Source organism: Bacillus sp. AFS037270, from assembly GCF_002585305.1.
Genome location: NZ_NUNF01000014.1, coordinates 221,832 through 245,658, shown reverse-complemented (window position 1 = coordinate 245,658; position 23,827 = coordinate 221,832). Strand labels below are relative to the sequence as shown.

The 23,827-nt window shown below is 39.9% G+C and carries 22 protein-coding genes; 6 read left to right on the top strand and 16 right to left on the bottom strand.

The window, feature by feature from the left end:
- Positions 1-204: 204 nt before the first annotated feature.
- On the top strand, positions 205-1,122 hold the full coding sequence (locus tag COD92_RS07830; RefSeq protein ID WP_098996123.1) for a nuclease-related domain-containing protein: 918 nt from the start codon (positions 205-207) through the stop codon (positions 1,120-1,122).
- Between the two features lie 606 nt (positions 1,123-1,728).
- Here COD92_RS07830 and COD92_RS07825 read toward each other — a convergent pair.
- The 5 genes from COD92_RS07825 to COD92_RS07805 all read right to left on the bottom strand — a co-directional run bounded on the left by COD92_RS07825 (position 1,729) and on the right by COD92_RS07805 (position 6,628).
- On the bottom strand, positions 1,729-2,490 hold the full coding sequence (locus COD92_RS07825) for a M50 family metallopeptidase (protein ID WP_098996122.1): 762 nt from the start codon (positions 2,488-2,490) through the stop codon (positions 1,729-1,731).
- 71 nt (positions 2,491-2,561) lie between these two features.
- Positions 2,562-3,239: a PspA/IM30 family protein gene (locus tag COD92_RS07820; protein WP_098996121.1), complete on the bottom strand. Its 678-nt coding sequence runs from the start codon at positions 3,237-3,239 to the stop codon at positions 2,562-2,564.
- Positions 3,240-3,241: 2 nt separating this feature from the next.
- Entirely contained in the window at positions 3,242-3,646 is a 405-nt protein-coding gene (locus COD92_RS07815; protein WP_098996120.1) for a hypothetical protein, read from the bottom strand.
- Positions 3,647-3,810: 164 nt separating this feature from the next.
- Complete coding sequence (locus COD92_RS07810; RefSeq protein WP_098996119.1) at positions 3,811-5,724, bottom strand: Ig-like domain-containing protein; 1,914 nt, start codon at positions 5,722-5,724, stop codon at positions 3,811-3,813.
- Between the two features lie 139 nt (positions 5,725-5,863).
- Positions 5,864-6,628, bottom strand: coding sequence for a sulfite exporter TauE/SafE family protein (locus COD92_RS07805; RefSeq protein ID WP_098531266.1), 765 nt, complete (start codon positions 6,626-6,628; stop codon positions 5,864-5,866).
- Between the two features lie 317 nt (positions 6,629-6,945).
- Here COD92_RS07805 and COD92_RS07800 point away from each other — a divergent pair, with 317 nt between their 5' ends.
- The 4 genes from COD92_RS07800 to COD92_RS07785 all read left to right on the top strand — a co-directional run bounded on the left by COD92_RS07800 (position 6,946) and on the right by COD92_RS07785 (position 9,888).
- Complete coding sequence (locus COD92_RS07800) at positions 6,946-7,674, top strand: amino acid ABC transporter ATP-binding protein (protein ID WP_098531267.1); 729 nt, start codon at positions 6,946-6,948, stop codon at positions 7,672-7,674.
- 14 nt (positions 7,675-7,688) lie between these two features.
- Positions 7,689-8,495 carry a transporter substrate-binding domain-containing protein gene (locus COD92_RS07795; protein WP_098996118.1) on the top strand — a complete coding sequence of 269 codons (807 nt, stop codon included), beginning with the start codon at positions 7,689-7,691 and terminating at the stop codon, positions 8,493-8,495.
- A gap of 79 nt (positions 8,496-8,574) precedes the next feature.
- Positions 8,575-9,213: an amino acid ABC transporter permease gene (locus COD92_RS07790; RefSeq protein WP_098531269.1), complete on the top strand. Its 639-nt coding sequence runs from the start codon at positions 8,575-8,577 to the stop codon at positions 9,211-9,213.
- Between the two features lie 12 nt (positions 9,214-9,225).
- Positions 9,226-9,888 (top strand): amino acid ABC transporter permease, encoded by a 663-nt coding sequence (locus tag COD92_RS07785; RefSeq protein WP_098531270.1) that lies wholly within the window; start codon positions 9,226-9,228, stop codon positions 9,886-9,888.
- An 83-nt stretch (positions 9,889-9,971) separates the two neighbouring features.
- On the opposite strand, the gene COD92_RS07780 is transcribed toward COD92_RS07785, so the two are convergent.
- The 3 genes from COD92_RS07780 to COD92_RS07770 form a co-directional block, all read right to left on the bottom strand.
- The gene (locus COD92_RS07780; protein ID WP_098531271.1) at positions 9,972-10,271 is read right to left on the bottom strand and encodes an MTH1187 family thiamine-binding protein; all 300 of its coding nucleotides are present in this window, start codon (positions 10,269-10,271) and stop codon (positions 9,972-9,974) included.
- Between the two features lie 74 nt (positions 10,272-10,345).
- Positions 10,346-10,771 (bottom strand): CBS domain-containing protein, encoded by a 426-nt coding sequence (locus COD92_RS07775; RefSeq protein ID WP_098996117.1) that lies wholly within the window; start codon positions 10,769-10,771, stop codon positions 10,346-10,348.
- A 326-nt stretch (positions 10,772-11,097) separates the two neighbouring features.
- A complete protein-coding gene (locus tag COD92_RS07770) occupies positions 11,098-12,060 on the bottom strand; it encodes a bile acid:sodium symporter family protein (RefSeq protein WP_098996116.1) in 963 nt (320 codons plus the stop codon).
- Positions 12,061-12,294: 234 nt separating this feature from the next.
- Here COD92_RS07770 and COD92_RS07765 point away from each other — a divergent pair, with 234 nt between their 5' ends.
- Complete coding sequence (locus tag COD92_RS07765) at positions 12,295-13,398, top strand: 5-methyltetrahydropteroyltriglutamate--homocysteine S-methyltransferase (RefSeq protein WP_098996182.1); 1,104 nt, start codon at positions 12,295-12,297, stop codon at positions 13,396-13,398.
- Between the two features lie 42 nt (positions 13,399-13,440).
- On the opposite strand, the gene COD92_RS07760 is transcribed toward COD92_RS07765, so the two are convergent.
- The 8 genes from COD92_RS07760 to manA form a co-directional block, all read right to left on the bottom strand.
- Positions 13,441-14,562, bottom strand: coding sequence for a glycerate kinase (locus tag COD92_RS07760; protein WP_098996115.1), 1,122 nt, complete (start codon positions 14,560-14,562; stop codon positions 13,441-13,443).
- A gap of 20 nt (positions 14,563-14,582) precedes the next feature.
- Positions 14,583-16,547, bottom strand: a complete 1,965-nt coding sequence (locus COD92_RS07755; protein WP_098996114.1) for a BglG family transcription antiterminator — start codon at positions 16,545-16,547, stop codon at positions 14,583-14,585.
- Positions 16,548-16,580: 33 nt separating this feature from the next.
- On the bottom strand, positions 16,581-17,972 hold the full coding sequence (locus tag COD92_RS07750) for a C69 family dipeptidase (RefSeq protein WP_098996113.1): 1,392 nt from the start codon (positions 17,970-17,972) through the stop codon (positions 16,581-16,583).
- Positions 17,973-18,056: 84 nt separating this feature from the next.
- Entirely contained in the window at positions 18,057-20,693 is a 2,637-nt protein-coding gene (locus COD92_RS07745) for a glycoside hydrolase family 38 N-terminal domain-containing protein (protein WP_098996112.1), read from the bottom strand.
- A 90-nt stretch (positions 20,694-20,783) separates the two neighbouring features.
- Positions 20,784-21,806 (bottom strand): PTS fructose transporter subunit IIC, encoded by a 1,023-nt coding sequence (locus COD92_RS07740; RefSeq protein WP_098996111.1) that lies wholly within the window; start codon positions 21,804-21,806, stop codon positions 20,784-20,786.
- Between the two features lie 19 nt (positions 21,807-21,825).
- Positions 21,826-22,134: a PTS fructose transporter subunit IIB gene (locus COD92_RS07735; RefSeq protein ID WP_098996110.1), complete on the bottom strand. Its 309-nt coding sequence runs from the start codon at positions 22,132-22,134 to the stop codon at positions 21,826-21,828.
- An 18-nt stretch (positions 22,135-22,152) separates the two neighbouring features.
- Positions 22,153-22,626: a PTS sugar transporter subunit IIA gene (locus COD92_RS07730; protein ID WP_255295256.1), complete on the bottom strand. Its 474-nt coding sequence runs from the start codon at positions 22,624-22,626 to the stop codon at positions 22,153-22,155.
- Between the two features lie 238 nt (positions 22,627-22,864).
- Positions 22,865-23,809 carry a mannose-6-phosphate isomerase, class I gene (manA, locus tag COD92_RS07725; RefSeq protein WP_098996108.1) on the bottom strand — a complete coding sequence of 315 codons (945 nt, stop codon included), beginning with the start codon at positions 23,807-23,809 and terminating at the stop codon, positions 22,865-22,867.
- Positions 23,810-23,827 lie beyond the last annotated feature (18 nt).

The following is a 23,827-nucleotide window of genomic DNA, read 5'->3' as shown; positions in this document are numbered from 1 at the left end:
GAGTAATTAGACATGTTTAATTATAATGATATTTATTCAAAAGGGCAATGAACTTAATATACTAAAGGTTTAATCCAATTATTAATTTGCCAATTTTTATGCGATTATTCTATCATTGTTAACAAAGTATTCAAACACTAATTTAGTAATTTTTTGTAAAATTGATGTGGAGTAGTATTTTAATTATGGGAAAGGAAGTCTGATATGCCTCCTTATAAAAAGCGATTGAAGTCACACGAATTGAGGGCCCTGGACTCTTTAAACGCACGAATGGAGTTATCTTCAAAAGACAAGCAGCATTATGCTTACCTAGAAAAAGGATATCAGGGGGAACTGGTCTTTGACCAGTTAACGTCAAGGCTGCAAAATGATTTGTACATTTTAAATGATTTGTGCCTTGAGCATAATAAATCATTTTTTCAAATTGATACCTTAATCATTTCTCAGCAAACGATTTACCCATTTGAAGTTAAAAACTTTGAAGGTGATTATAGATATGAATTAGGAAATTTCTATCCTAAGTTATCTAATAAGGACGAAATAAAGAATCCTTTGGATCAATTAAAACGCAGTAAATCCCTTCTCCGCCCTTCACTTAAAAATCTTGGTTTTCAATTACCTATTGAAGATTCCTTAACCTTTGTAAACCCCAATTTCACTTTATACCAAGCCCCATTAAACGAGCCGATTATTCACCCCTCTCAGCTTAATAGCCTTATGAAAAAATTAAACGAAGTCCCGTCACAGCTAACTAATCGCCATAAATTGCTTGCTGATCAGTTAATTTCAATGCATAAAACATACTCTCCCTATACTCGCTTACCTCCTTATACCTATAATGGATTGCAAAAGGGTTTTATTTGCGCAGTGTGTCACTCGTTAATTTGTTCGATGGAAAGAAGGGAGAAGATTGTGTGTGAAACATGCGGTCATGTGGAAACGGTTGATTCCGCTGTCTTACGGAGTGTAGAGGAGTTATTGCTGCTTTTTCCTGATATGAAAATCACTACTAATATAGTTTATGAATGGTGCAGGGTGATTGAGTCTAAAAAGCAAATTAGTCGAATCCTTAAACAAAACTATACTTTAATAGGATTTGGTCAATGGTCTTATTATGAATAAAAAATGATCTTATATTCTATTAAGTTACTTCGATTGACTACCCTGTCTGCTCTTTTTTTCTTTGCTCGGTCGTCAATAGCGTTGATTGGCTACCCAGGTTGCTCTTTTTTCTCTTGCTCGGTAGTCAATAGCGTTGATTGACTACCCAGGTTGCTCTTTTTTCTCTTGCTCGGTAGTCAATAAGCCTGATTGACTACCCAGGTTGCTCTTTTTTCTCTTGCTCGGTAGTCAATAAGCCTGATTGACTACCCAAGTACCTCATTTTTCACCTGATCGGTCGTCAATAAGCCTGATTGACTACCCAAGTACCTCATTTTTCACCTGATCAGTCGTCAATACCGCCGATTGGCTACCCTGCGTATTCTTTTTTCTCTTGCTCGGTCGTTAATAAACATGATTGACTACCCAAGTACCTATTTTTATACCGACCCAGTCGTCAATAAAATCTATCAACTAACACTATGCTCTCTTTTTATTCTTTTACAATATCATTCTATATGTGTTTAAAATGTAAATCCATCACAAAAAATCGGGCTGTTTTCATTTCCGAAAACAGCCCAATCAATGCGAGATAATTGCCATACTATTGTGGTTGGTTATCCCTTACTACTTCAAACTCCCACTAACTGTGGACCAAATTACATCTTTCGCAGCAAGAAGTTGATTTGGTAAATCCATATCCAAGCTAAACGGTAGACTTATAAAATTAAGGGCAAAAAAGTAGCCAGCTAAAACGGTCTGTCCAAACAGAATAATTCCCAAAACAACTGCTGGGATAAACTTCGTTTGAACCAGTACCGCCTTCCTCTTCGGATTGCTTCTCGACATAAAAGCTTGTCTACATACCTGAACCGCACCAATCATAGATTGAAGAAATAGAACCGATGCTAGGAAAATACCAATATGAACGAGTAACGTTTCGAAATTAATATTAACAGGTATAGCCAAAACCGTTTCATAGCGGAAAAAGACCGGCAAAGCCAGCAAAACCACAGTTGAAAGTCCCCAAAGGACCCCATAGGCATTGCGAATCCACAACAATAAAGCAACAACACTAAGCCCTAAATATAGATAAATCACCAAATGATAGTGGCCTTTCAATACTAAATAAAGCAATCCAATCGCTGCCACCGAAGCGCCCGTGTAACCTGCATACGAAATAAGCGCTCTTTTAAATGGTAAAACAGCACTCCCCGTTGTCTGGCCTGAACCATCCCGATAAAGATGAATTTTACCACCTTCCAAGCAAGCACTGATCACGAGGTTAACTAAGTTATGGAAGTGGGCAAAATAGGACCTTAAAAAAGGAACCATGCTCCCCACCAACGCTACACCCAAATAAATCAAAATCAACGTTGTCGTACTCAATGTAAATCCTCCTCTCTTTGCCAGATAGAAAGAAAAGCACCAACCCTATAAGGCGGTGCTCCTCCCTTGAATTATAATCCGGCCACTTTTTCCTTTTCACCCTTCAACTTTTCAAGTTCCTTATTTAGTTCTTCATCGCTCACATAATTGTCGTATGCTGCATCAAACTGAGCTAATGGAGTCGCAAACTGATTGCCTGCCTGCACTTCCGCTTCCAACATGAGGATTTTCTCTTCAGCACGGGCCACTCCTCTTGCGATATCATCCGTATTGAAAGAAACCGTTACTTTCTGGATTTGTTTCATCGACTGTGCCACATTTGCACGTGATGCTAGCAAGATTTTCTTCTGTTGCATTTGGTTATAGTTTTCCTTGAACTGGTCCAATTTTTCAACAAGGATTTGAGTTTGCCCCTTAATCGAAGCTAATTGGTCAACATATACTTGCAATTGGTTTTCTTTGCTGAGCTTTTCTTGTACTGCTAGTTTTGCCATTGCCTCGTCACCCTGCTCAAGTGCCAGCTTCGCCTGACGAGTACGCTTGTCCACTACTAATTTGGTCTCAGAAATGAGTGCTGCTTGTTTTTTCTCTACAAAAATTTGTCGAGCTAGAGCATTCTGACCTTTGACAATTTCCTGTTCCATTTCCCTTGAATACTCATTCAGCATTGCAATTGGATCTTCAATCCCATCTAGTAAACCGTTAATTTCCGCCATTGTAATTGTTTTTAATCGTTTAAAAATACCCATTTTTATTCATTCTCCTTTTTAGTTAAAATAGTTTTTTCCCATTGATCCAAAATGTTAGCATTTTGGTTTGTTACCGGTATATGTGAACCTACAAGTGATGTGTCAATAAACTGTTGCATTGAAGAAGCTTTCGATTTCTTTCTAAGCCATCTTACTAAAAGAACTAGAACTGCTAGTCCAATAATAAAGAATAACCAAGGGAATCCTCCTCCATGGTGAGCACCATTCATCATTTGGTGGTGACCAAAGCTGCCTTGCTGTCCCATTCCACCAGGACCATGTCCACCACGTGGACCTCTAGCAAATGCGCTGCCGCCTCCAAGTAGAAAGTGGAGTACATTAATCACTAGCACCGTGGAAGCAATGATGACTCCCCAGAAAATACCCTTTTTTGCTATTGTATTCATCTCTTTTATCCTCCTTTCGTTACCTGATGTAATGAATATTAATAGAGAATGGTGAAAACTTGGTGAAAAGAAAAAACTATTTTTAAAATGTGATAAAAAAAATAAAAGAAGACTGTTTTCACAAAGAAAACAGCCTTCTTTTAATAGACTTACCCCTTGATTCATCAATACACCGTTACAGTTCTTGTTGCGCTTACCTTTCCAGATGCATCCTTTGCATATACAGATAGTTTAGTTCCTGCTCGTTGCTTTGAAATAGTCAATTTATAATCTCCATAGGCATTGGCCGTTGTGGTATATGTCTTCGTGCCGATTTGAATCACTACTGTTACATTTTTCTCCGTTTTCCCCGTCACGGCTGTAGAAAAATATCTGACAGGATTCACAGTCGGCATGTTCGGCGCAACACGAATGACTGCAGCACTTCTTGGGGCACTTACACGGCCTGCTGTGTCTTTTGCAGTGACGGATAGACTTGTCCCTGTATTTTGTACAGGTATGGTCACTTTATAGTTTCCATATTGATCGGCCTTTGCCGTGTAGGATTTTCCCGCGATTGCGACCGTCACGGTTACATTGGCTTCTGTTTTTCCCGTCACAGCCACAGCCTTATTATTCACTGTATTCACACTTGGCATATTCGGAGCGGCTTTTACAACTGTAACAGTCCGAACTGTCCCGATATTTCCCGCACTATCTTTCGCTGAGACCGCAATGCTGATTCCAGCATTTTGAACAGGAATAAGAACTTTGAATATTCCATTTCCGTCCGCTTTTTGACTATAACCCTTTCCAGCGATTGTCACGGTCACAGTTGCATTGGCTTCTGTTTTCCCAGATAGTTCTGAAGACTTATTCGTGACAGAATTCACTGTCGGGGCTGCTGGAGCTGTTTTATCAGCTACTGTAAACGTTACAGAAGGACTTAGCGCATTTAGTTTATCCTTATACGATATCGTCAATTTGGTTCCAGCTTTTTGAACAGGAATTTGAGCCTTAAATGAACTGGTTGAATCAGCCGTTGCACTGCCGATCAACTTTGTTCCATTCATGATTTTTACTATGGCATTTGCAGGTGCTTTCCCAGATACAGCTGCATCATTATCATCCACAGGACTGACCACAGGGGATTCTAGTTTTTTTATAATATAAGCAGAGGGAATATAACCAACTAGTTTTTGGTCCTCCGTTTTGACAGGGTACCAGACAAATTGGTTTACTTTGCTTATATCTTGATCATATTTTAAATCTCCATTAATGATTAGCGTTGTATTTTTTGCTAACTCTTTTAAACTTGTAGAGGTCGTAGTTGGTTCTGACCTTAATTTTGCCCCATCTATTGTGACCACTACCTTGTTCCCCGTTTGAAAAAGAGACAGAGAAGCATGCATCTGGTCAGTAAGAGTATACTGTAGCTTATTAAATAAAATATTTTCAGCACTGTCTGATTTATATACAAAGTCAGCTGTACTGAAAGGGTACTGCCCTAGTTTGGTATTCCCTAAGAAACTATCTTGTTCAATTTTGGTAAAGACTTCTTCCTGGTATGCGTCCGCATTTCTACTCCCATCTTTCTGAACCAAAGGACTGTTTACAGGCTTTGTGCCATTGTAAGCCATAACTGGAAAGTACCAATTCTCAATGACCTCTGGGCCAGCTTCTTTTATTTTAGGAAGATCTTTACGCTGGTACATGCTGCTTAGAATATCAACGCCAGCCTGGATATTGTAGGTGATATCATCTTTCAATCTCTGCTCATCATAGCTTGATTGATTAGTAATTTGCATAATCCCAATTCCGCCGTCCGAGGTAATTAAAGGCTTGCCACTATCAAATTGCCGCCAGCCGCTTTCTTGTGCAGCGACTGCTTTTACTACTTCCGGAGGAATGTTTGCTTGTAGAGCTGCATTCGTCAGCAAGCAGTTGATGTACTGAAAAGATGGATTTTGATTAGGCGTAAACACTCCAAATGATGCACATTTAGATGGCCATGTCATCTCCGCAAAGGCTTCTTCATGAGTCCAAACCGGGAGTATTACACAGGTTAAAAGGACCGCTTTTAATAAGATGGATTTCATTCTTTCATTCTCCCAACTATTTATTTCCAATAGACATATACTTCATTTTACATGATAGATTATCACTTTGGTATAATTTAGGTAGAAGTCTATTAAAAAGAAAAAAAGAGAAGTGCTGATTACACTTCTCTAAACAGAATTAGATTAACTTTATCCCACTAACAAAAATCAATACCGCCACCACCGCCCGCAGCGGTCTCGTCGGAACCTTAGCAGAAATCGTACTCCCCACTAGCACTCCAGGAATCGAGCCCATAAGCAAATTCCCTACAAGCATATAGTTAACCGTACCAAAACCAATGTGAAGCAAGCCTGCAACTGTAACTAGAAAAAAGGCATGCGTAATGTCCGTACCAACCATCTCGGAGGTCTTCATTTTATAAAGATAAATCATCGCCACAGCGAACAAAGAACCTGATCCTAATGAAGTAAGTCCGACAATAAATCCAAAGATGCAGCCAATGAGGATTGTTAGCCCCTTTTTCTCACTCAAAGGTTTGGCTTGTATGCGATTAGGTCGTAGTCTTTTTTCAAAAAACGTTTTGATGATGATAGCTACTGAAACAAATATGAGAACATATCCAAGGGCATTGCGAATGATCTGTTCTTGATTGTGGTAAGAAGCTTCAAAGAAATGAAGGGCCCCTATCGCAATCGCGGCACTCGGGATACTTCCAATCGCTAAATACTTAACCATCTGGAGATTCACCGTTTTTTGTCTCCAATGTCCAAACACACCGAACAATTTTGTAATCGAGTTATAAACAAGGTCTGTCCCAACCGCAATCGAAGGATTAACCCCTATTAAAATTAGCACAGGGGTTAGAAGTGCTGCCCCGCCCACTCCAGTTAACCCTACCAAAAAGCCGACCAATAATCCCATTAATGCAATTCCTATACTCATATCTATCTCACGCCCATTCTTAATTCCAAGTATTTATATAGGATTATATAGTTTTATTGTCATCTTGTAAATACAAACTTTTTACTAGATTCTGATAATTTTTCCCTAATGAACGAACAAATTTTGGTTTGCATTTTTTCGAACAATAAAAAAGGAACACAGTCTGCCCTAGTCTCCACTTAAAACTTATTCTCAGTGCCGGTCTGACCCCCTAAAAAACAAGTAAATTAGGCCTAGTTTAAATAAGACAAGGTATGAATATAAATTAACGAATCCCGGATTTTCCATATATTATAAGTTTTTATTAGGAGGTCAGAATGATTGTATTTAAACAGGTAAATAAGTTCTATGGAGATTTTCAAGTCTTAAAAGATATAAATCTGACAATCAATCAAGGGGAAGTCGTAGTAGTAATAGGCCCTTCTGGTTCAGGAAAAAGTACCTTGCTCCGCTGTATCAATCATCTGGAAACAATCTCTGACGGGACACTCACCGTCAATGGGGTATCAGTAAGGGATAAAAAAACAGATATCAATCTGCTAAGGCGCAATATAGGAATGGTTTTTCAGCATTTTAATTTATATCCCCACAAAACCGTTCTTGAAAATATCATTCTTGCTCCCATGAAAGTTTTGGGCCAATCCGAATCAGAGGCTAAGGATACAGCCAGACATTTTCTCGATAAGGTAGGTATTTTAGATAAGGCTGAAGCCTATCCTTCTCAGCTTTCCGGAGGACAGCAGCAGCGTGTAGCAATAGCCCGCGGCCTAGCAATGAAACCGAAAATCATGCTTTTCGACGAACCAACCTCGGCTCTTGATCCCGAAATGATCGGGGAGGTTCTAGATGTGATGAAAGCCCTAGCGAAAGAAGGTATGACGATGGTCGTGGTAACCCACGAGATGGGCTTTGCTAGAGAAGTGGCAGACCGAATCGTATTTATGGATGAGGGGCGAATTTTAGAAGATGCAGTTCCGGCTGAGTTTTATGAGAATCCGCGTGAAGAACGGGCTCGTTTATTTCTCAGTCGTATATTAAATCATTAATTGGAGGTAATGGAATGTTCAAAACAAAAACTTTCGTAAAAATGGCGGTAGTATCAATAATGGCTGCCATTTTTCTTGCTGGCTGCGGCGGGGACAAGGACTCTAAGGGCAACAGCAAGGATGTTCTTGCCCAAATCAAGGAACATAAAAAAATCGTGTTTGGAGTAAAAAATGACACTCGTTTGTTTGGATTGAAAAATCCTTCGACAGGTGAGGTGGAAGGATTCGATATTGATCTTTCCAAAGCATTGGCAGAAGAAATGTTTGGCAAGGATGTTAAGCCTGAGTACGTTGAGGTTACTTCAAAAACCAGGGTCGGCCTCCTCAATAATGGTAAGGTTGATGCGGTAGTCGCTACAATGACCATCACGGAAGAACGTAAAAAAGAAGTCGATTTTACGGATGTTTATTTTCAAGCTGGTCAATCCCTACTTGTGAAAAAAGGCAGCAAGATTCAAAGCATTAAAGATTTGAAAAAAGGCACGACGGTGCTTGCGGTTAAAGGCTCGACATCGGCAATCAATATTCGTGAGAAAGCACCTGAAACAACCGTACTGGAATACGAAAACTATGCCGAAGCCTTTACAGCCTTAAAGGCAGGTAAGGGTGATGCCCTGACAACAGATGATGCCATTCTTTATGGGATGGCAGAAGAAGATCCGTCATTTGAACTGGTCGGAGGAACGTTCACAGAAGAGCCTTATGGGATTGCTGTTAAAAAAGGCAATCAAGAGCTTGTCGATGCACTTAATAAAGCATTAAAAAGCCTGAAGGATTCAGGAAAGTATGATGAAATTAAGGATAAATGGATTAAAAATTAAGGATTGATACCGGGTTTCTCGTCAGGATGGGCAGTGGGTTTACAGACCTGCTCATCCTGATTTATGAGGAGGAGATCGCTTGCTGGATTTCTCGATACTAACAACTAATATAGATTCGTTTTTGCAAGGATTAAAAATAACCATTATTTCCAGTTTGATCGCTTTATTATGCAGCTTTATCTTGGGGACACTTCTTGCTGTGATGCGGATCGCCCCGTTTAAATCTCTTAACTGGATTGGGACGGCATATGTTGAATTTATTCGGAATATACCTGTACTCGTTATTGTGTTTTTCACTTATTTGTCTGGAAACTTTGGCGGGATGGCTGCAGGAACAATCGGATTGACCATCTATACAGCGGCTTTCATAGCTGAAGCAATCCGTGCCGGAATCATGTCGGTTCCAAGCGGGCAAATGGAAGCAGCCCGCTCAACAGGACTTAGTTACGGCCAGGCAATGAGATTGGTTATACTCCCCCAGGCTATCAAGATCGTAATCCCTCCTCTTGGCAACCAATTTATCAATTTAGTTAAAAATTCATCATTGTTAGCAGTAGTCGCAGGCGGGGATTTAATGTATCAGGGGGACCTAATTTCTGCAAAGACATACGTAACCTTTGATACCTATGTTTTTGTTGCCTTATTTTATTTAATTTTAACGATCCCTTTAAGTCTTGGCGTAGGATTTTTAGAAAAACGAATGGCTAGAAGTAATTGAGGAGGTGCCTAGATGGATGTTCTAGCACCGTTCATTGAAGTATATAAACTGGACAATTTTAAATTTTTGCTCGAAGGATTTGGTGTCACCCTTAAGGTTGCTGCCATTTCAATTGTGCTCAGCTTCATTATTGGCGGTCTTATTGGCACTCTCAGATATGCGCGGATCCCTGTTGTATCTCCATTACTTGCCGTGGTTGTCGAGACGATTCGTAACCTTCCTTTGCTGCTGATCATTTTCTTCGCCTATTTTGCATTGCCCGAAATCGGGATCGAAATGGAAATAACGACTGCTGCCATCGCAGCGTTGACGGTTTTTGAATCAGCTATGCTGTCAGAAATTATCCGAAGCGGTTTAAACTCGATTGAAAAAGGACAGATTGAAGCAGCACGGGCGTCTGGGCTGAACTACATCCAGACTTTACGCTATATTATCGTGCCCCAAGCTCTGAGAAGAATGGTTCCACCTATTGTCAGTCAATTTATTTCTCTGCTTAAAGATACATCGTTAGCTGTCGTCATTGCATTGCCGGATCTATTGCACAATGGACAAATTATTTACGCGCAAAAGGGATCGTATGTGATACCAGTTTTTGTGATTGTAGCGTTACTATATTTTATCGTGAATTATGCCTTGTCACTAGTTGCACGAAGATTAGAAATAAAGCAAACATAAAAAATCCGGCTCTTTAATTGGGCCGGATTTCTTTCTCCTATTTTAATAGTAAAAAAGTCAAATATACGTCTGGTTTAGAAAAACTATTCTAGCTCTTTACGGACTGTGTCTATTTGGTGATCCATATTCATTTCTTTATCTGTCCGATGATCTATACTAATATTGGTCACAATCCTTTCTGGACCATTTGATATAGCTTTTTGATGGATCTCTTTGGCAACTTCCCATAAATGGTCAATATCGCCTTCTACAACTGTTGAGGTAGGGGTCAACTCATACTTTAAATCTTTTTCCTCAATTATACGAACAGCATTTGTAACCTGTGTACTAAAACTGGGAGAATCTGTTCCGATTGGAACGACACTAATTTCTAGTAACGGCATTTTGTTCACTCCTAAAGTTAGTTTCTTTTCAGGAATCCATTCAAATAGAAACTTTGAACTTTCTAAGAAGTGCTTTATTTATTAGGTTCGGATGGAACCGAGATATCTTTAAGGGCTTCTCCAGCCTTTTCACTCGACTGATTATTTACAGCTAAATCACCAAGAGAGACCATTCCCACCAACTTTTCATTTTCCACTATAGGAAGACGGCGAATTTGTTCGTGAGACATAATTTTTGCAGCTTCCTCAATAGACATGTCTTTGGTACCTTTTACTACCAAATTTGTGATTAATTCAGAAACGGGTGATTCATCCGAAAGGTCATTTGCTAATCCCTTTATGACTAAATCGCGGTCGGTAATGATTCCCACTAATTTTTCATTTTCACAAATTGGAATCACACCTACATCAAGTTCTTTCATCTTAATCGCTACTTCTTTACAAGTACTTTCAGGAGTACAGCAATCAACGTCGTTTGTCATTACACTAGCAACATTCACTTTAATTCCTCCTTTATTACTTCTTATGTGATTACTACCCGTCCTATTTTATTGTTAAACATTGGGCATAATTGGCCCAGGCTGCAATACTCTTTTTAAAAGGAGGAAAACAGGGGGTATTCTACGCAATTTAGCGATGATCTACAAAAGTACGAGTGGATTCTACGTAATAAAGGAGAAATTCTACAAAAGCCCGAGGGAATTCTACATAATAAAGGAGAATTCTACAAAAGTAAGTGAGTATTCTACGAAAATCAGAACTAATTCTACAAAAATTGGAAACAAAACCCCAATACAAAAAACCCCCCAGCTGGGAGGTTTCAAGATTATGCTATATGCTTGCTACTTTCTGCGTTTTCATTCTTATCTTTCATCCGGCTAAAAATATTCGCCAAAACCGAACCAGATAAATTATGCCACACACTAAAAATCGCACTAGGTACAGCCGCTAATGGCGAGAAGTGCGCCGTGGCGATAGCTACTCCCAAACCAGAATTCTGCATGCCGACTTCCATTGCGACAGCCTTTTGTTTCGCAAGATCCATTCCGCATAAACGGGCAAAGAAGAAACCAAGCAAGAATCCAAGCACATTATGAAGGATTACCACTCCAAAAATAAGCAGACCGGTTTCGGCAATTTTAGCCGCGCTGCCTGCTACGACAGCAGATACAATCAACACAATCGCAACAACGGAAACAAGCGGCATTGCTTTGGCACCGGCTCTCGCCTGTTTTCCAAAGAACTTTTTAATGATAAACCCAAGCGCTAATGGGACAATCACAACTTGTACAATCGAAAGGAATAAGGATGCTACACTAACATCAACCCACTTACTTGCAAACAGAAGGATGAGCAATGGTGTAACAAATGGTGCTAGAATCGTAGAAACAGAGGCAATCGCAACCGCCAGCGCCACATTTCCTCTTGCTAGAAACACCATAACATTCGAAGCCGTTCCGCTCGGGCAGCATCCTACTAAAATAACCCCTACCGCAACTTCTTTTGGTAAATCAAGACCGACCGCCAATAAAAACGCTAAGAGCGGCATGATGATAAAGTGACCGACAACCCCAAGCGCCACTTCCTTTGGTCTTCTAAAAACTTCCTTAAAATCCGATAACTCCAGTGTCAGCCCCATGCCGAACATAACAATTCCTAATAAAGGAACAATATATCCTCCCAGCCACACAAAGTGACCTGGAAAATTAAAAGCAACAACAGCAAAGATTAATACCCATAATGTAAAGGTTTTTCCGGCAAATCCGCTGATTTTCTCGATAACTCCCATAATAGTACCCCCCGAAACAATTTTTTCGCTTTTCTAAATAATTAATCTTTCACTATACTAGAATAAATTTTCAAAAAAATCAATGTTTTCTATACAATAATTTTTTTCCACAAAAACACTGCAAAAATGCAAAGGCTTACAGCTTAAAGAGGGATTTTAGAATATGTTCCATCTATGCATTTTTCGAAAATTTTATATATAATTAAAATTATATTTATTAAAGGAGCAGATAAAATGACAAAAACACTCACTAGAGCACCTTTTAAAGCCGACCATGTCGGAAGCTTCCTGCGTCCGGAACGACTTAAGCAAGCACGTCTTCAAAAAGAAAACGGAGAAATCACAGCGGAACAGCTTCGTGCCATCGAAGATGAAGAAATCATTAGATTAGTAGAAAAACAAAAAGAAGTAGGTCTTTCAGCTGTAACAGATGGAGAATTGCGCCGTGCTTGGTGGCATTTCGACTTCCTAGCAGGACTTGAGGGCGTTGAGCTTTATGAAGCCGAGTCAGGTATTCAATTTAATGGTGTTCAAACAAGAGCACACGGAGTAAAAGTAACGGGTAAACTAGACTTCGGTCAGCATCCATTTATCGAAGACTATAAATTCTTGGACGGCATCAAGGGTGACCATGTAGCGAAATTCACGATTCCAAGTCCAAATATGCTCTTCTTTAGAGGGGTTATCGAGGAAGCGGCATATCCAAACAAAGATGAGTTCTTTGATGATTTAATTAAAGCCTACCAAAAAGCTATTCAGGCATTTTATGATGCAGGCTGCCGTTATTTGCAATTAGATGATACATCTTGGGCAGTTTTCTTCTCAGAGAAAGGCCAGCAGCAAATTGCCGACAAAGGCTACACTCCAGAAGAGTTAATTAAGATTTTCACTCGTGCCATCAATGAATCGATTGCCAACAAACCAGAAGATATGGTCATCACGATGCATATCTGCCGCGGAAACTTTAAATCTACTTATACGGCTAGCGGCGGTTACGATAATGCTTCAGAATATATCTTTGGCGAATTAAAGGTAGATGGCTTATTCTTAGAATTTGATGATGAGCGCTCTGGCGGGTTTGCACCGCTTAAACACGTAAACCGCAAAGATTTACAAATTGTTCTTGGACTGATTACATCTAAGTTTGGTGATTTAGAAGACCCAGAATTAATAAAAGCACGTATTGCAGAAGCTGCTAAATATGTAGAATTAGATCAACTATGCCTAAGCCCGCAATGTGGATTCTCCTCTACCGAAGAAGGAAACCTTCTAACAGAAGAACAGCAATGGGATAAAGTTAGACATGTCATTTCTATTGCGAAAGATGTGTGGAAATAAGCTTCAAACGACAACAAGCCCACTAATATGTGGGTTTGTTTTTTATAAAAGCTTTGCAATATTTCGTACAGTATTCACAATGTTGGGATAGGCATTTTCAAGTGCATTATCAAGTGTTGTAACTCCAGGTACAATGCTAAAAACGGCATCAATGCCACCATCATAAACAGCTTCATAGCCGGCACCAAGGGAACCTGCTAACCCGATTACACGAATGTTATGTTTTTTTGCGACCTTTGCCACACCAATCGAGGTTTTACCATAAATGGTTTGACTATCGATCTTCCCTTCTCCCGTTACGACAAGGGACGCATCACGAATATGCTCCTCTAAGCAAGTAGCGTCAACGACGATCTCGATTCCTTTTTTTAACTTGCAAGGAAGAAAGGCTAATAAACCTGCACCCAAGCCACCTGCAGCTCCTGCACCAGAAACGTCAAAAACACGCTTCCCTAAATCTCTTTCTATCACTCTTGCAAAATGTGCTATATTCTCATCTAGAATCTGAACCATATCTGCTGTTGCCCCTTTTTGCGGACCAAATACGGAAGAAGCACCAGTTAGCCCAAGCAATGGGTTCTCGACATCACAAGCAACCTCGAAAGTAATTTCAGATAAACGTACATCCAACCCTTCTAAATTAATAGAGTTTAAGCTCGCTAATGCTCCGCCGCCAAATCCAATTTCACAGCCGTTGGCATGTAGTAATTTCCCTCCTAACGCCTGAACCATCCCTGCCCCTCCATCATTAGTAGCACTTCCCCCGAGACCTAAAATGATTTTTTCTACATGATGGTCAAGAGCAGCCAATATTAGTTCTCCTACTCCAAAGGTTGTGGTATGAAGCGGATTTCTATTTCCATGCGAAACCAAATGTAATCCAGCAGCAGCGGCCATTTCAATGACAGCCGTTTTTCCGTTATGAATCAACCCAAAGAAACCAGTCACTTTATGACCAAGCGGACCGGTTACCTCCTGCTGAATAATGTGTCCATTTAGCGAATCCACTAAGGATTGAACAAGGCCCTCTCCCCCATCAGCCATGGGAACCTTAACAAACTCAGCATGAGGAAAGACTTTCAGAAATCCTTCTTCAATGGCACCCGCAACCTCTGTCGCCGATAAACTTTCTTTAAAAGAATCTGGTGCGATTACAACTTTCATAGGTTTCATTCCTTCTAACTTTATTTGGTCGAGTAAAATTGACTCATAAAATCAGCAAAATTCTCTTTAGAGCAAAGCTCATCCACTAATTTTTTATTTTGGACCAACCGCCATAAATGATTAAAAAGGTGGCTGAATTCTTCTTTATCCTTTTCATTCAATGCCAGTAAAAAGACCAATTGAACCGAATGCTCTCCCCATTTTATTGGTTTCTTTAGAATCCCAATGGCAATACAGGACCCTAACGCATTCGGTTTTAAGGGGTGGGGAATGGCCACAAGATTACCGATTGCTGTAGGTGAGATTTCCTCCCGCTCTAGCACAGATTGCTGAAAAGAATCATCGACAAATCCTTTAATATTTAGAATAGTTGTTAAGGATTTGATGATGTCCTTTGGATTTTTCTTATCAATCTCGGTGAAAAACAAATCCTCATTAAAGAGATTTTGCAGCTTTTTTAATGATTTATTCTTATCTTCATTTAGATACTTGCTTGAAATGTGTTCTTTAACCCTTTCAACATCTTGTTCCGTTAACATCGTGTTGATATGAAGGATCGGAATCGGGCCTTCTTCTTTAACAGGGATGGTACTTAAGATTAAATCGGCGGCCTCTTTTTTGATATTCTTAATAGAATAGGACGGATAGGTCCCCACAATATCAATCCCAGGAAACTTACTCTCGATACTAGCTGCTAATAACTTAGCCGTGCCTAATCCGGAAGCACAGACGATGGCTACTCGTCTCACTTCACGCCGTTTTTTATTCTTCATCCGCTCAACAGCAGCTTCCAGATGAATCGCGATATAACCGATTTCGTCCTCATTTACAATAAGATGGCTGTTTTTCTGGATGATTTCAGAGGCAAGAATCCCTAACTCAAAAGAAAACGGATAATGATTTTTGATTTCCTTTAACATGGGATTCCTTAGGTTCATTCGATATTTTAAACGGTTCATGGCAGACCGCAAATGAAGCCCTAAGCCATAAATGAGCTCTCGATCCTCCCGCAAATCGATGTGGTAAACCCTATTAATTTCCGAAAGAATATCAACCACTAATTGATAGTGGCTCTCCCCTACCATCTCAGCAAAATCGACCTCTTGTAAATTCTTATCTTCAAAATGTTTGGCTCCAAGCAAATGAATCGCGATATACGCCACTTCACCTGCAGGGATTTTTATTGAAAATGTTTCTTCAAGGGACGTGACCATTCTATTGGCTACCACGGATTCCGCTTGCGTTTCAATTTGATCGAGCTCAATCGTACCGACCTCAATATTTTTACCCTTTTTAATTCTCTGGATGGCAATCGCAATGTGCATCACTAAATTATTGAGCGGAAGTTCAGCCATACGAAAGGGCAACTCTTCAATATGTTTCATGGTAATCGTCTTAATGACTTCCACATTTACATCTGAGATAATCTCATTTTCAAGCTGGGCTTGTTCATTTCTCAAATTCACCAAGCTTTCAGACAAGCAAAAGCGAATATTCATTTCGTTTCCGATCAATTTGATTCCATAGTTTTGCTTTTTATACAAGGTTAAGTCATATTTTTCTAAAAGTTTCTCTACTTGCTTTAAGTCGTTATCAACGGTGGATTTACTCACAAATAAATCATTGGCAAGCTGTTCCGTTGCAATGAAATCCTCCGCCGTAATAATGCTTTTTAAAATATACAGTACTCGTTCCTCTGGCAGTACAGGGGCGTTGCCTTGTTCCTCTTCCTGAAGCATAAAAAGCTCTTCGATTATTTCAGTAACCGGCTGTCCAAGGGTCTGATCAATAAAATAGCCAACACCTCTATTCGCTTCGATTTGGACACCAATTTTTTTGAGTTCAAGATTTAATGTTTTCACATCATTTCTAATTGTCCGGGAAGTGACACCTAGTACTTTTGCTAGGTATTCACTTGTCACAGGCTCCTTCTGTGATAGAATTTCTTTGATCAATGACTTAAGACGGCTGTTTAAAACAATCATATCTTACACCCCTGCTAACCAAGTAAGAACTTTTTATGACAAAACGGCTGTTTTTATTTGCGTTCGAATTTTTCCAATAGCTTCTAAAGCTTCTTTTAAACATTCATATGAAAAGGACGTAACGAGGGCAATGGCTTCCTTTTGTTTACCAGCCTTATTCAGGACAGCCGCCTCTTCTTCAGTATCACGAATTAACTTCAACCATTTTTGCTCTAAAAGGTCAAAAGTTTTTCTAACAATTTCCTTATTCTTAGTAAATAATTTTCCATTTTCATCGCCTTTTAATTCATCAAGCAAATCCCGGAACATCCACCAATATGAATCTTTTGCCGATTGATCCTGCTCTGATTTGGTCGGATCAGCTGTTTTCACCCTCACCGTTCCCGCCTGAGAAAGAACCACTGGAAACTCCTGTTCACACATGAAAATCGGCAGATAAAGACCTGTACACGGGGTTGCAGGCGACCACCAAATCACCGGAAAATGCCATTCATCCGCTGGAAGTTCAAAAACCGTCGAAGAAGCGGTAATTCCCCAAGTAAAATTCGCAGGGGAGGAGTGCATACAAATGGTTTGAAAATCCGGCAGTGCCGCATTAAAAAATGGGGCTTCTAAAAATGTATCTTCATAATGATCCCGTAAGATTCGTTTCAGCCAAGGGACATCAATCTCCCCCGCTTTCTCATGAAGCAATTGCTTCGTACGCTGTACACGAATATGCGAGACCTGCAGCGCATTTGTAAAGTCCATATAAGCATGGGCAGCATCAAAATCCTCTGCTCGGTCAGCCCAGCCAGATCGAATCGCCTTTTCCATAAAGCCCTCACTATTTAAATCCCAGTCATTGCGAATACTTATTTCGTTCGAGATCGAATGGTATTTTTTTTGAATTTTCTTTGCCGCCCAATGATGGTCCACTGTTTCAAGAACCCATGCTTCCTTTGAATCAGCGATGATAAACGAATTATTGTAAGGCTTCTCTTCGCCTACAACGGCACTGCCCCATTGACCATACTCTTCAATTAACTTTGCAATAACTTCTAAAGCTTCTTTCGCTGTTTTCCCTCTCTCAAGGCCAAGCCGGACAAGCTCCATCCCTAAAATCCCTTTTTGTTTTTCAGGATTTGCCGCACTGTCTTTCAAATCCTTTGTAAAAATAGCCTCGTTTCCGATGGCGACGCCGTGTTCATTGATGCCCTGCTCATAGCCCCAGCACCAAAACGGAGAAGAACCAATTGTTAAATAGGTTTCTTTAATTTGGGGTATATTCAAGTAAGCTAAATTTACATTCTCCCCATGTTCATAGGTTTGCTTTTTATTATACACGAGCGGCTGACTTTCATAAGCTGGTCGATCGCTATTTTTCGCTACAAGCATCCGAGTTTGACTTGTGGAATCTGGCAGGACAACTAAATTATCACACATTTTAAAATCCCTCCGTTATTAAAAAGAGATACCCTCAAAAAGAGTTGACCTTATCACTCTAATTCTTGGGTATCTCCTTTCATTCTAAGATAATGTAAAGCTTAAGACTTCGTTCGGACGAATATCCTTTAAGTGAATTTCATTAGCAGTGAAAAGGATACGCTCATCCTGCTCAGTGATCGGAACTTCATTCAAATTAACTAGTTTAATAGTTTTGAAAAGCTCTTGATTGATTTCTAGCTTTGCAGAATCAATTGGCTGGTTAGTTGTATTATAAATTCTTACTAAAAGACTATTATCATTTTCACATTTTTTCACAGCACTAATAGCCACTTCAGTACCTTCAACACGAATAAACGTACAGTTGTCGCTTAGAGAACCTCTTTCCCTCTTAACAGAAAGAGGGACCGTCATAAACGGTGTAGTAAATTCGCTGGCTTTAACCCCAGTACCTGCCTTAATTTCATTACCTTGGTGCGCAATAATGGAATATTCCATTTCATGCTTACCTAATAAAAGACTATCCGGAGTGGCTACATGTAAACCTGAACGTCTTCCAGGACGATCCACTAAATCCTGTTTCCCCATATAATCGGTTCCAGCAAGCAGCGTAAGAGCAATTGTTGGTTTTTCACCATTCAGGATCTCGTATTGCGGCAAGCCTTTATTAAGAATAGAAATACCTTTTTGATCATCAGAAACATCCACAAATTTCTGCTGCGGATAAATTGGGTAATATTTTTCCTCCCAATTTTCCTGCTCCCAGTATTCAACCTGCTCTAGATAGTTATCACGGCGAATCGTGCCAAATGGTTGGTCAGCGATATGGGTTTTCGTTGTCATTCCTGTATCAAATAAGGCGCGAATTCGGTGGTTTTTAACCGTATTATCAATCACTGTTTTCACATCGACCCGATCTTCATAACGATTCACCATCACATAAGTCTCGATCGTTGAAGCTTTCTTTTCTTTTGAACGGCTGTTTACATCTGTATCGACAGGAAATTCCATTTGATACGCGATCTTAACCGTTGCAAAAATAGGTCCGTTATGAACAACCGATATTTCTGGAGCCGCGTCTCTTGTCGTAATAATGACGTCTTCCCGAGGTGGTGAGAAATCATATTCATCACCGGCATTTCCGCCTTCTTCAAACACATTTAGCCCTTTAAAAATCGCACCGGTTTTTTGTTCTTTTATTGTTAATGAACCATTTTTTTCGATGTTCACTGCGATAAACTCATTTTCGAAGGCTCCATTCTGATACACATCGGCAAATGTATGAGCCATTGGAGCTTGTTCTTTTACGTAATACGTGCTGAATCCAAAGCCATCTACTTCAGCGGCAAATTTAATTTTAGTAGTAAAAACAAACTGATCGGCATTTTTTACACCTATTTCAATTTGTTTATCATTTAAATTTTCTTCTTTCGTTTCAACAACTTGATAATGGACCTCATTTCCATTTGAGTCAACTAGGATAAATTCTTTAAAAGTTACATGTAATGTTGCTTCTGCGATATTTTTTCTTTTTTGGCCAAGTGTATTCACGACCACTATAGGCATTCCCTTGTTCTCATCGAACTTTATGTTGCCAAGCAATTCAGAGGTGGCTGTTTTCTGTACAGACTCGCCAATTTGCTTGGCGAATTCATATCTCATATTCATTTCATGATGAGTGTCATCTGTACAAACATTACAAATGGAATCATGGGCATGATTTTGCATCATGTATTTCCAGCCTTTATTGATAACATCATTGTCATAATGGTGCCCCGCTAGGAAGGAAAGGGAGTTCACAGGCTCCACATATTTTTCATATAAATTTTGGACTTCGAAGTTTTTCTTTTTCAAATCTAAGCGCGTTGAGGCGATACTTACATGGACGCGCATATTTTTGCCCTTTCGAAACTCACCAGAAAGGTGCTCGAGTTTTTCTGATTCTTGCGAAATCCCTTCAAAATAGTCCTGCAGGCGGCTTAGTCTAACCTGGAACTCACTTCCGTGTTCAGCATAATATTTATTTAGCTCATCCATAATTTCAGGCAGATCTTTATTGGCACTTCTTTGATCGAAACCACACATCAATAACATATTAGGTGTGGTCGTCATATCTTTTAAGCTTGAGTGATTTTCTTCGATGATTTTAACATTCTGCTCTAAATCTGTTGAAAGCATGCGGCCATTTCCATAGCCTAATGGAAGATGGGTTGTTAGTACTTTTGATCCATCGGGACCCACCCACCAGAAATCCGTTTTTTCTGTTTCTTCATTTGTAATCCCGCGCCAAAACAAGGCATGATCAATCCCAAATCCCTTTAACACTTGGGGAATCTGAGCAGCCTGTCCAAATGAATCCGGTAAATACCCAATCTGCATCGATGGACCAAATTCATTTCCAACCTGCTGGCCGATTAATAAATTCCGGACAAGCGATTCTCCGCTTGGCATAAACTCGTCAGGCTGGATGTACCAAGGTCCGATAATGATCCGCCCTTCCTCAACAAGCTTCCTAATTCTGTCCCGATTCTTCGGTTTAATTTCTAAATAATCCTCTAATACGATCGTTTGTCCATCTAATAAAAAGGAAGAGTAGGCAGGACTTGTTTCTAAAAGCTCAATTAATTCATCCATAAAACGGATTAAGTTTACACGATATTGTTGGTAGGTTTGGTGCCACTCTCTGTCCCAATGTGTATGGGAGATGACATGAAAATTCATAGTAAAAGCCTCCAGAACCATAATTTTTTTAGCGATAAAGAAGATGAGGGTCCTTTAAAAGTCCCCTCAATGAAATTCAAGCTATTCTTTTTAAGCCACTTCTTGAGTATAGGCTACTTCTTCTTCGACTTTCTTTTTTAAAAGAACTGTCATTAATGCCGTTGTAACGATTCCTGCTGCAAAAGCAAGGACGAACATAAATGGTTTAACAAAGAACGGAATGACTAGTACACCGCCAGATGGTACTGGAGCTGCTGCACCAAGTGCCATAGCTAAGGCGCCGCCTACTGCTGAACCAACAACAATGGATGGAATAACGCGAAGTGGGTCACTTACGGCAAATGGAATTGCACCTTCTGTAATCCCTGTCGCTCCCATGATGGTTGAAGGAAGAGCACTTTGTCTTTCACCGGCTGTAAATTTCTTGGGAGCAAGTCTTGTAGCAAGAGCAAGTCCAATTGGTGGTGTCATAATTCCAATCCAGCATGCTGCCATTGGACCGTAAACTCCTTGATTTAACATACCAACACAGAAGGCAAACGCTACTTTATTAATAGGGCCTCCCATATCAAACGCCATCATCGCGCCAATAATCAATCCAAGTAACGCTAGATTTCCACCGCTCATCGATGATAACCAGCCTTCTAAACCTTTAGACGCTAACGCGATTGGCTGACCAATGATATACATTAATAAGGAAACAGCTCCAACACCTAATAACGGAATAACAATAATTGGTTTTAGTGCAGCAATATATGAGTGCATAGGAAGCTTTTTAATAAAATTAACAATATAACCTGCAAGGAAACCTGCAACAATACCACCCAAAAATCCTGCGCCGATTTCATGAGCAATCAATCCACCAACCATACCTGGAGCAATACCCGGACGGTCTGCGATAGAATAAGCCATATAGCCTGCCATTACGGGAACCATTAAGGAGAAAATCAATACCCCAGCTTTAACGGTTTGTTTAGCAAAACCTGCTTCTTGTTCGCCGCCGCCTAAAAGTAAACCAATTGTTAGAAGCAGACCTCCCGCAACAACAAACGGCAGCATATAGGAAACACCAGTCATTAAATGTGTTTTAGCTTCTTCAAGGAACTTTTTCATTGTCGAATTCTCCCCCTTTTTATTTTACTAGCTCAAGAGCTTTATTAATAAGTCCCTGCGGGTTTTTAACTGCTTCCGCAACCGGAACCTTTAGTGTTGGAATTTCATTAAAACGATCTACTTTTGCAATCGCTGTATCAACAGCTAAAATAAGTACATTCGCATCTGCAACTTCTTTCGCTGAAATCGAATTTTCAATTCCCATTGCACCTTGTTTTTCAACTTTAATTTGATGCCCCATCTTTTTTGCTGTCATTTCTAAAGCCGCTGCGGCCATATTTGTATGTGCTACTCCTGCTGGGCAAGCTGTAATTGCGATAATTTTCATGATTATATCCACCTTTTCTTAGTTTGTTTTTTGAGTAACTAATTCATCTATTAATTCTAAAATTTGTTTTGGCTGCGTTGCATTCATCAGCTGATCGCGGAACTCATCGTCCATTAATTTGCCTGACAATGCTGCTAAAATTTGCAGATGAGTCGTGCCGCCTTCTGTTGCTGGTATAGCCAGCATGATAATAAAAGTTACAGGTTTATCATCTAAGGAATTCCAGTCAATTTCATTTGCAGTTTTCCCGATAATGATACTTGCTGTTTTAACGGTATCGCTTTTACAATGCGGGATAGCAAATCCATTGCCAAAACCAGTCGTAAATTCTTCTTCTCTTTCAAGTACACCTTGGAAAAATACAGACTCTGAATCAATTCTTCCTTGTTTTGCTAACAATGAAGTTAATTGAGAAATCACTTCTTTCTGGGTTGCAGCAACCAAGTTTAACTCAATCAAGTCTTCATCAATCAATGATTTGATTTCCAACACTTCACCTTCCATCAAATTTAATTTTTTCTAATCAAGCGGTTTCACTGTGGAAACCCTTTCACCAGATAACGTTATCTTCTACACTTTGAATTTTAACTAGTTTAAAGCCAAAATAAAAATTAATAAATTTCCTTATCGTTTAGGAAACGGTTACAAACCTCTTTAATTAAGTAAAAAAAGCGTAAAGACCCTTCTCACGAGAATCTTTACGCTTTATTATTTTCCAATGTCCCATTTATCAAGTATGCGAAACGATCAATTCACAATTCCCGTCGATGGCAAAATCGCCTAATCCGAATGGAAGAATGAAATGCATCCCTCTTTCCAATGGATACCGCTCTCCGTTGCATTTAAGGGCGCCATTCCCCTTAATCACACTAAAGAGCAAATATTGATCAGGGAATGCAAATGACGTTTTTCCGCTAACCTCCCATTTATACACCGAGAAAAAATCTGATTTTACAAATGTTGTAACCCGTGCATGTTCTTGTTCCTCAACACAAGGAGCAACCCCGGCATCTTGATGCGGCACAGTTGTTACATCAATCGCTTTTTCTAAATGAAGCTCTCGCAAATTCCCCTCATCATCTCTGCGGTCATAATCATAGACCCGGTAGGTTGTGTCAGAGCTTTGCTGCGTTTCTAGGACAAGGGTGCCCTCACACAAAGCGTGGATGGTTCCGCTTGGCACATAGAAAAAGTCGCCCGGCTTGATTTTAACCCTGCGCAGGAGCTCGCTCCATTTTCCTTCGTTAATTTGCTCGATTAATTCTTCCTTTGTTTTAGCGTTGTGACCGAAAATCATATCGGAGTCTTCTTTACAGTCGATGATATACCAGCACTCAGTTTTGCCCAGATCACCGTTTTCATGTACTTTCGCATAGGAATCATCTGGATGAACCTGCACGGATAAATCCATGTTTGCATCCAAAATTTTCGTCAAAAGCGGAAACACCTCTTCTCTTGGATTTCCAAAAAGCTCAGGCTGTTCGCGCCAAAGAGCGTCCAAGGTCTTACCAACATACGGCCCATTTTCAATTACAGATGGACCATTTGGATGAGCAGAGATTGCCCAGCACTCTCCAGTATTTTCCGATGGGATTGCATATCCGAATTCTTTTTGCAAGGCTGTTCCGCCCCAAATTCTTTCTTTTAAAACAGGTTTTAAAAATAATGGCAGCATCTGATTACCTCCAGCTGT

Excerpts from the sequence above, each read along its gene's own strand:
- COD92_RS07830 (WP_098996123.1), top strand. The coding sequence starts at position 205 with ATGCCTCCTTATAAAAAGCGATTGAAGTCACACGAATTGAGGGCCCTG.
- COD92_RS07820 (WP_098996121.1), bottom strand. The coding sequence starts at position 3,239 with ATGGGTATTTTTAAACGATTAAAAACAATTACAATGGCGGAAATTAAC.
- COD92_RS07815 (WP_098996120.1), bottom strand. The coding sequence starts at position 3,646 with ATGAATACAATAGCAAAAAAGGGTATTTTCTGGGGAGTCATCATTGCT.
- COD92_RS07810 (WP_098996119.1), bottom strand. The coding sequence starts at position 5,724 with ATGAAATCCATCTTATTAAAAGCGGTCCTTTTAACCTGTGTAATACTC.
- COD92_RS07805 (WP_098531266.1), bottom strand. The coding sequence starts at position 6,628 with ATGAGTATAGGAATTGCATTAATGGGATTATTGGTCGGCTTTTTGGTA.
- COD92_RS07800 (WP_098531267.1), top strand. The coding sequence starts at position 6,946 with ATGATTGTATTTAAACAGGTAAATAAGTTCTATGGAGATTTTCAAGTC.
- COD92_RS07795 (WP_098996118.1), top strand. The coding sequence starts at position 7,689 with ATGTTCAAAACAAAAACTTTCGTAAAAATGGCGGTAGTATCAATAATG.
- COD92_RS07785 (WP_098531270.1), top strand. The coding sequence starts at position 9,226 with ATGGATGTTCTAGCACCGTTCATTGAAGTATATAAACTGGACAATTTT.
- COD92_RS07780 (WP_098531271.1), bottom strand. The coding sequence starts at position 10,271 with ATGCCGTTACTAGAAATTAGTGTCGTTCCAATCGGAACAGATTCTCCC.
- COD92_RS07770 (WP_098996116.1), bottom strand. The coding sequence starts at position 12,060 with ATGGGAGTTATCGAGAAAATCAGCGGATTTGCCGGAAAAACCTTTACA.
- COD92_RS07765 (WP_098996182.1), top strand. The coding sequence starts at position 12,295 with ATGACAAAAACACTCACTAGAGCACCTTTTAAAGCCGACCATGTCGGA.
- COD92_RS07760 (WP_098996115.1), bottom strand. The coding sequence starts at position 14,562 with ATGAAAGTTGTAATCGCACCAGATTCTTTTAAAGAAAGTTTATCGGCG.
- COD92_RS07755 (WP_098996114.1), bottom strand. The coding sequence starts at position 16,547 with ATGATTGTTTTAAACAGCCGTCTTAAGTCATTGATCAAAGAAATTCTA.
- COD92_RS07750 (WP_098996113.1), bottom strand. The coding sequence starts at position 17,972 with ATGTGTGATAATTTAGTTGTCCTGCCAGATTCCACAAGTCAAACTCGG.
- COD92_RS07745 (WP_098996112.1), bottom strand. The coding sequence starts at position 20,693 with ATGAATTTTCATGTCATCTCCCATACACATTGGGACAGAGAGTGGCAC.
- COD92_RS07740 (WP_098996111.1), bottom strand. The coding sequence starts at position 21,806 with ATGAAAAAGTTCCTTGAAGAAGCTAAAACACATTTAATGACTGGTGTT.
- COD92_RS07735 (WP_098996110.1), bottom strand. The coding sequence starts at position 22,134 with ATGAAAATTATCGCAATTACAGCTTGCCCAGCAGGAGTAGCACATACA.
- manA (WP_098996108.1), bottom strand. The coding sequence starts at position 23,809 with ATGCTGCCATTATTTTTAAAACCTGTTTTAAAAGAAAGAATTTGGGGC.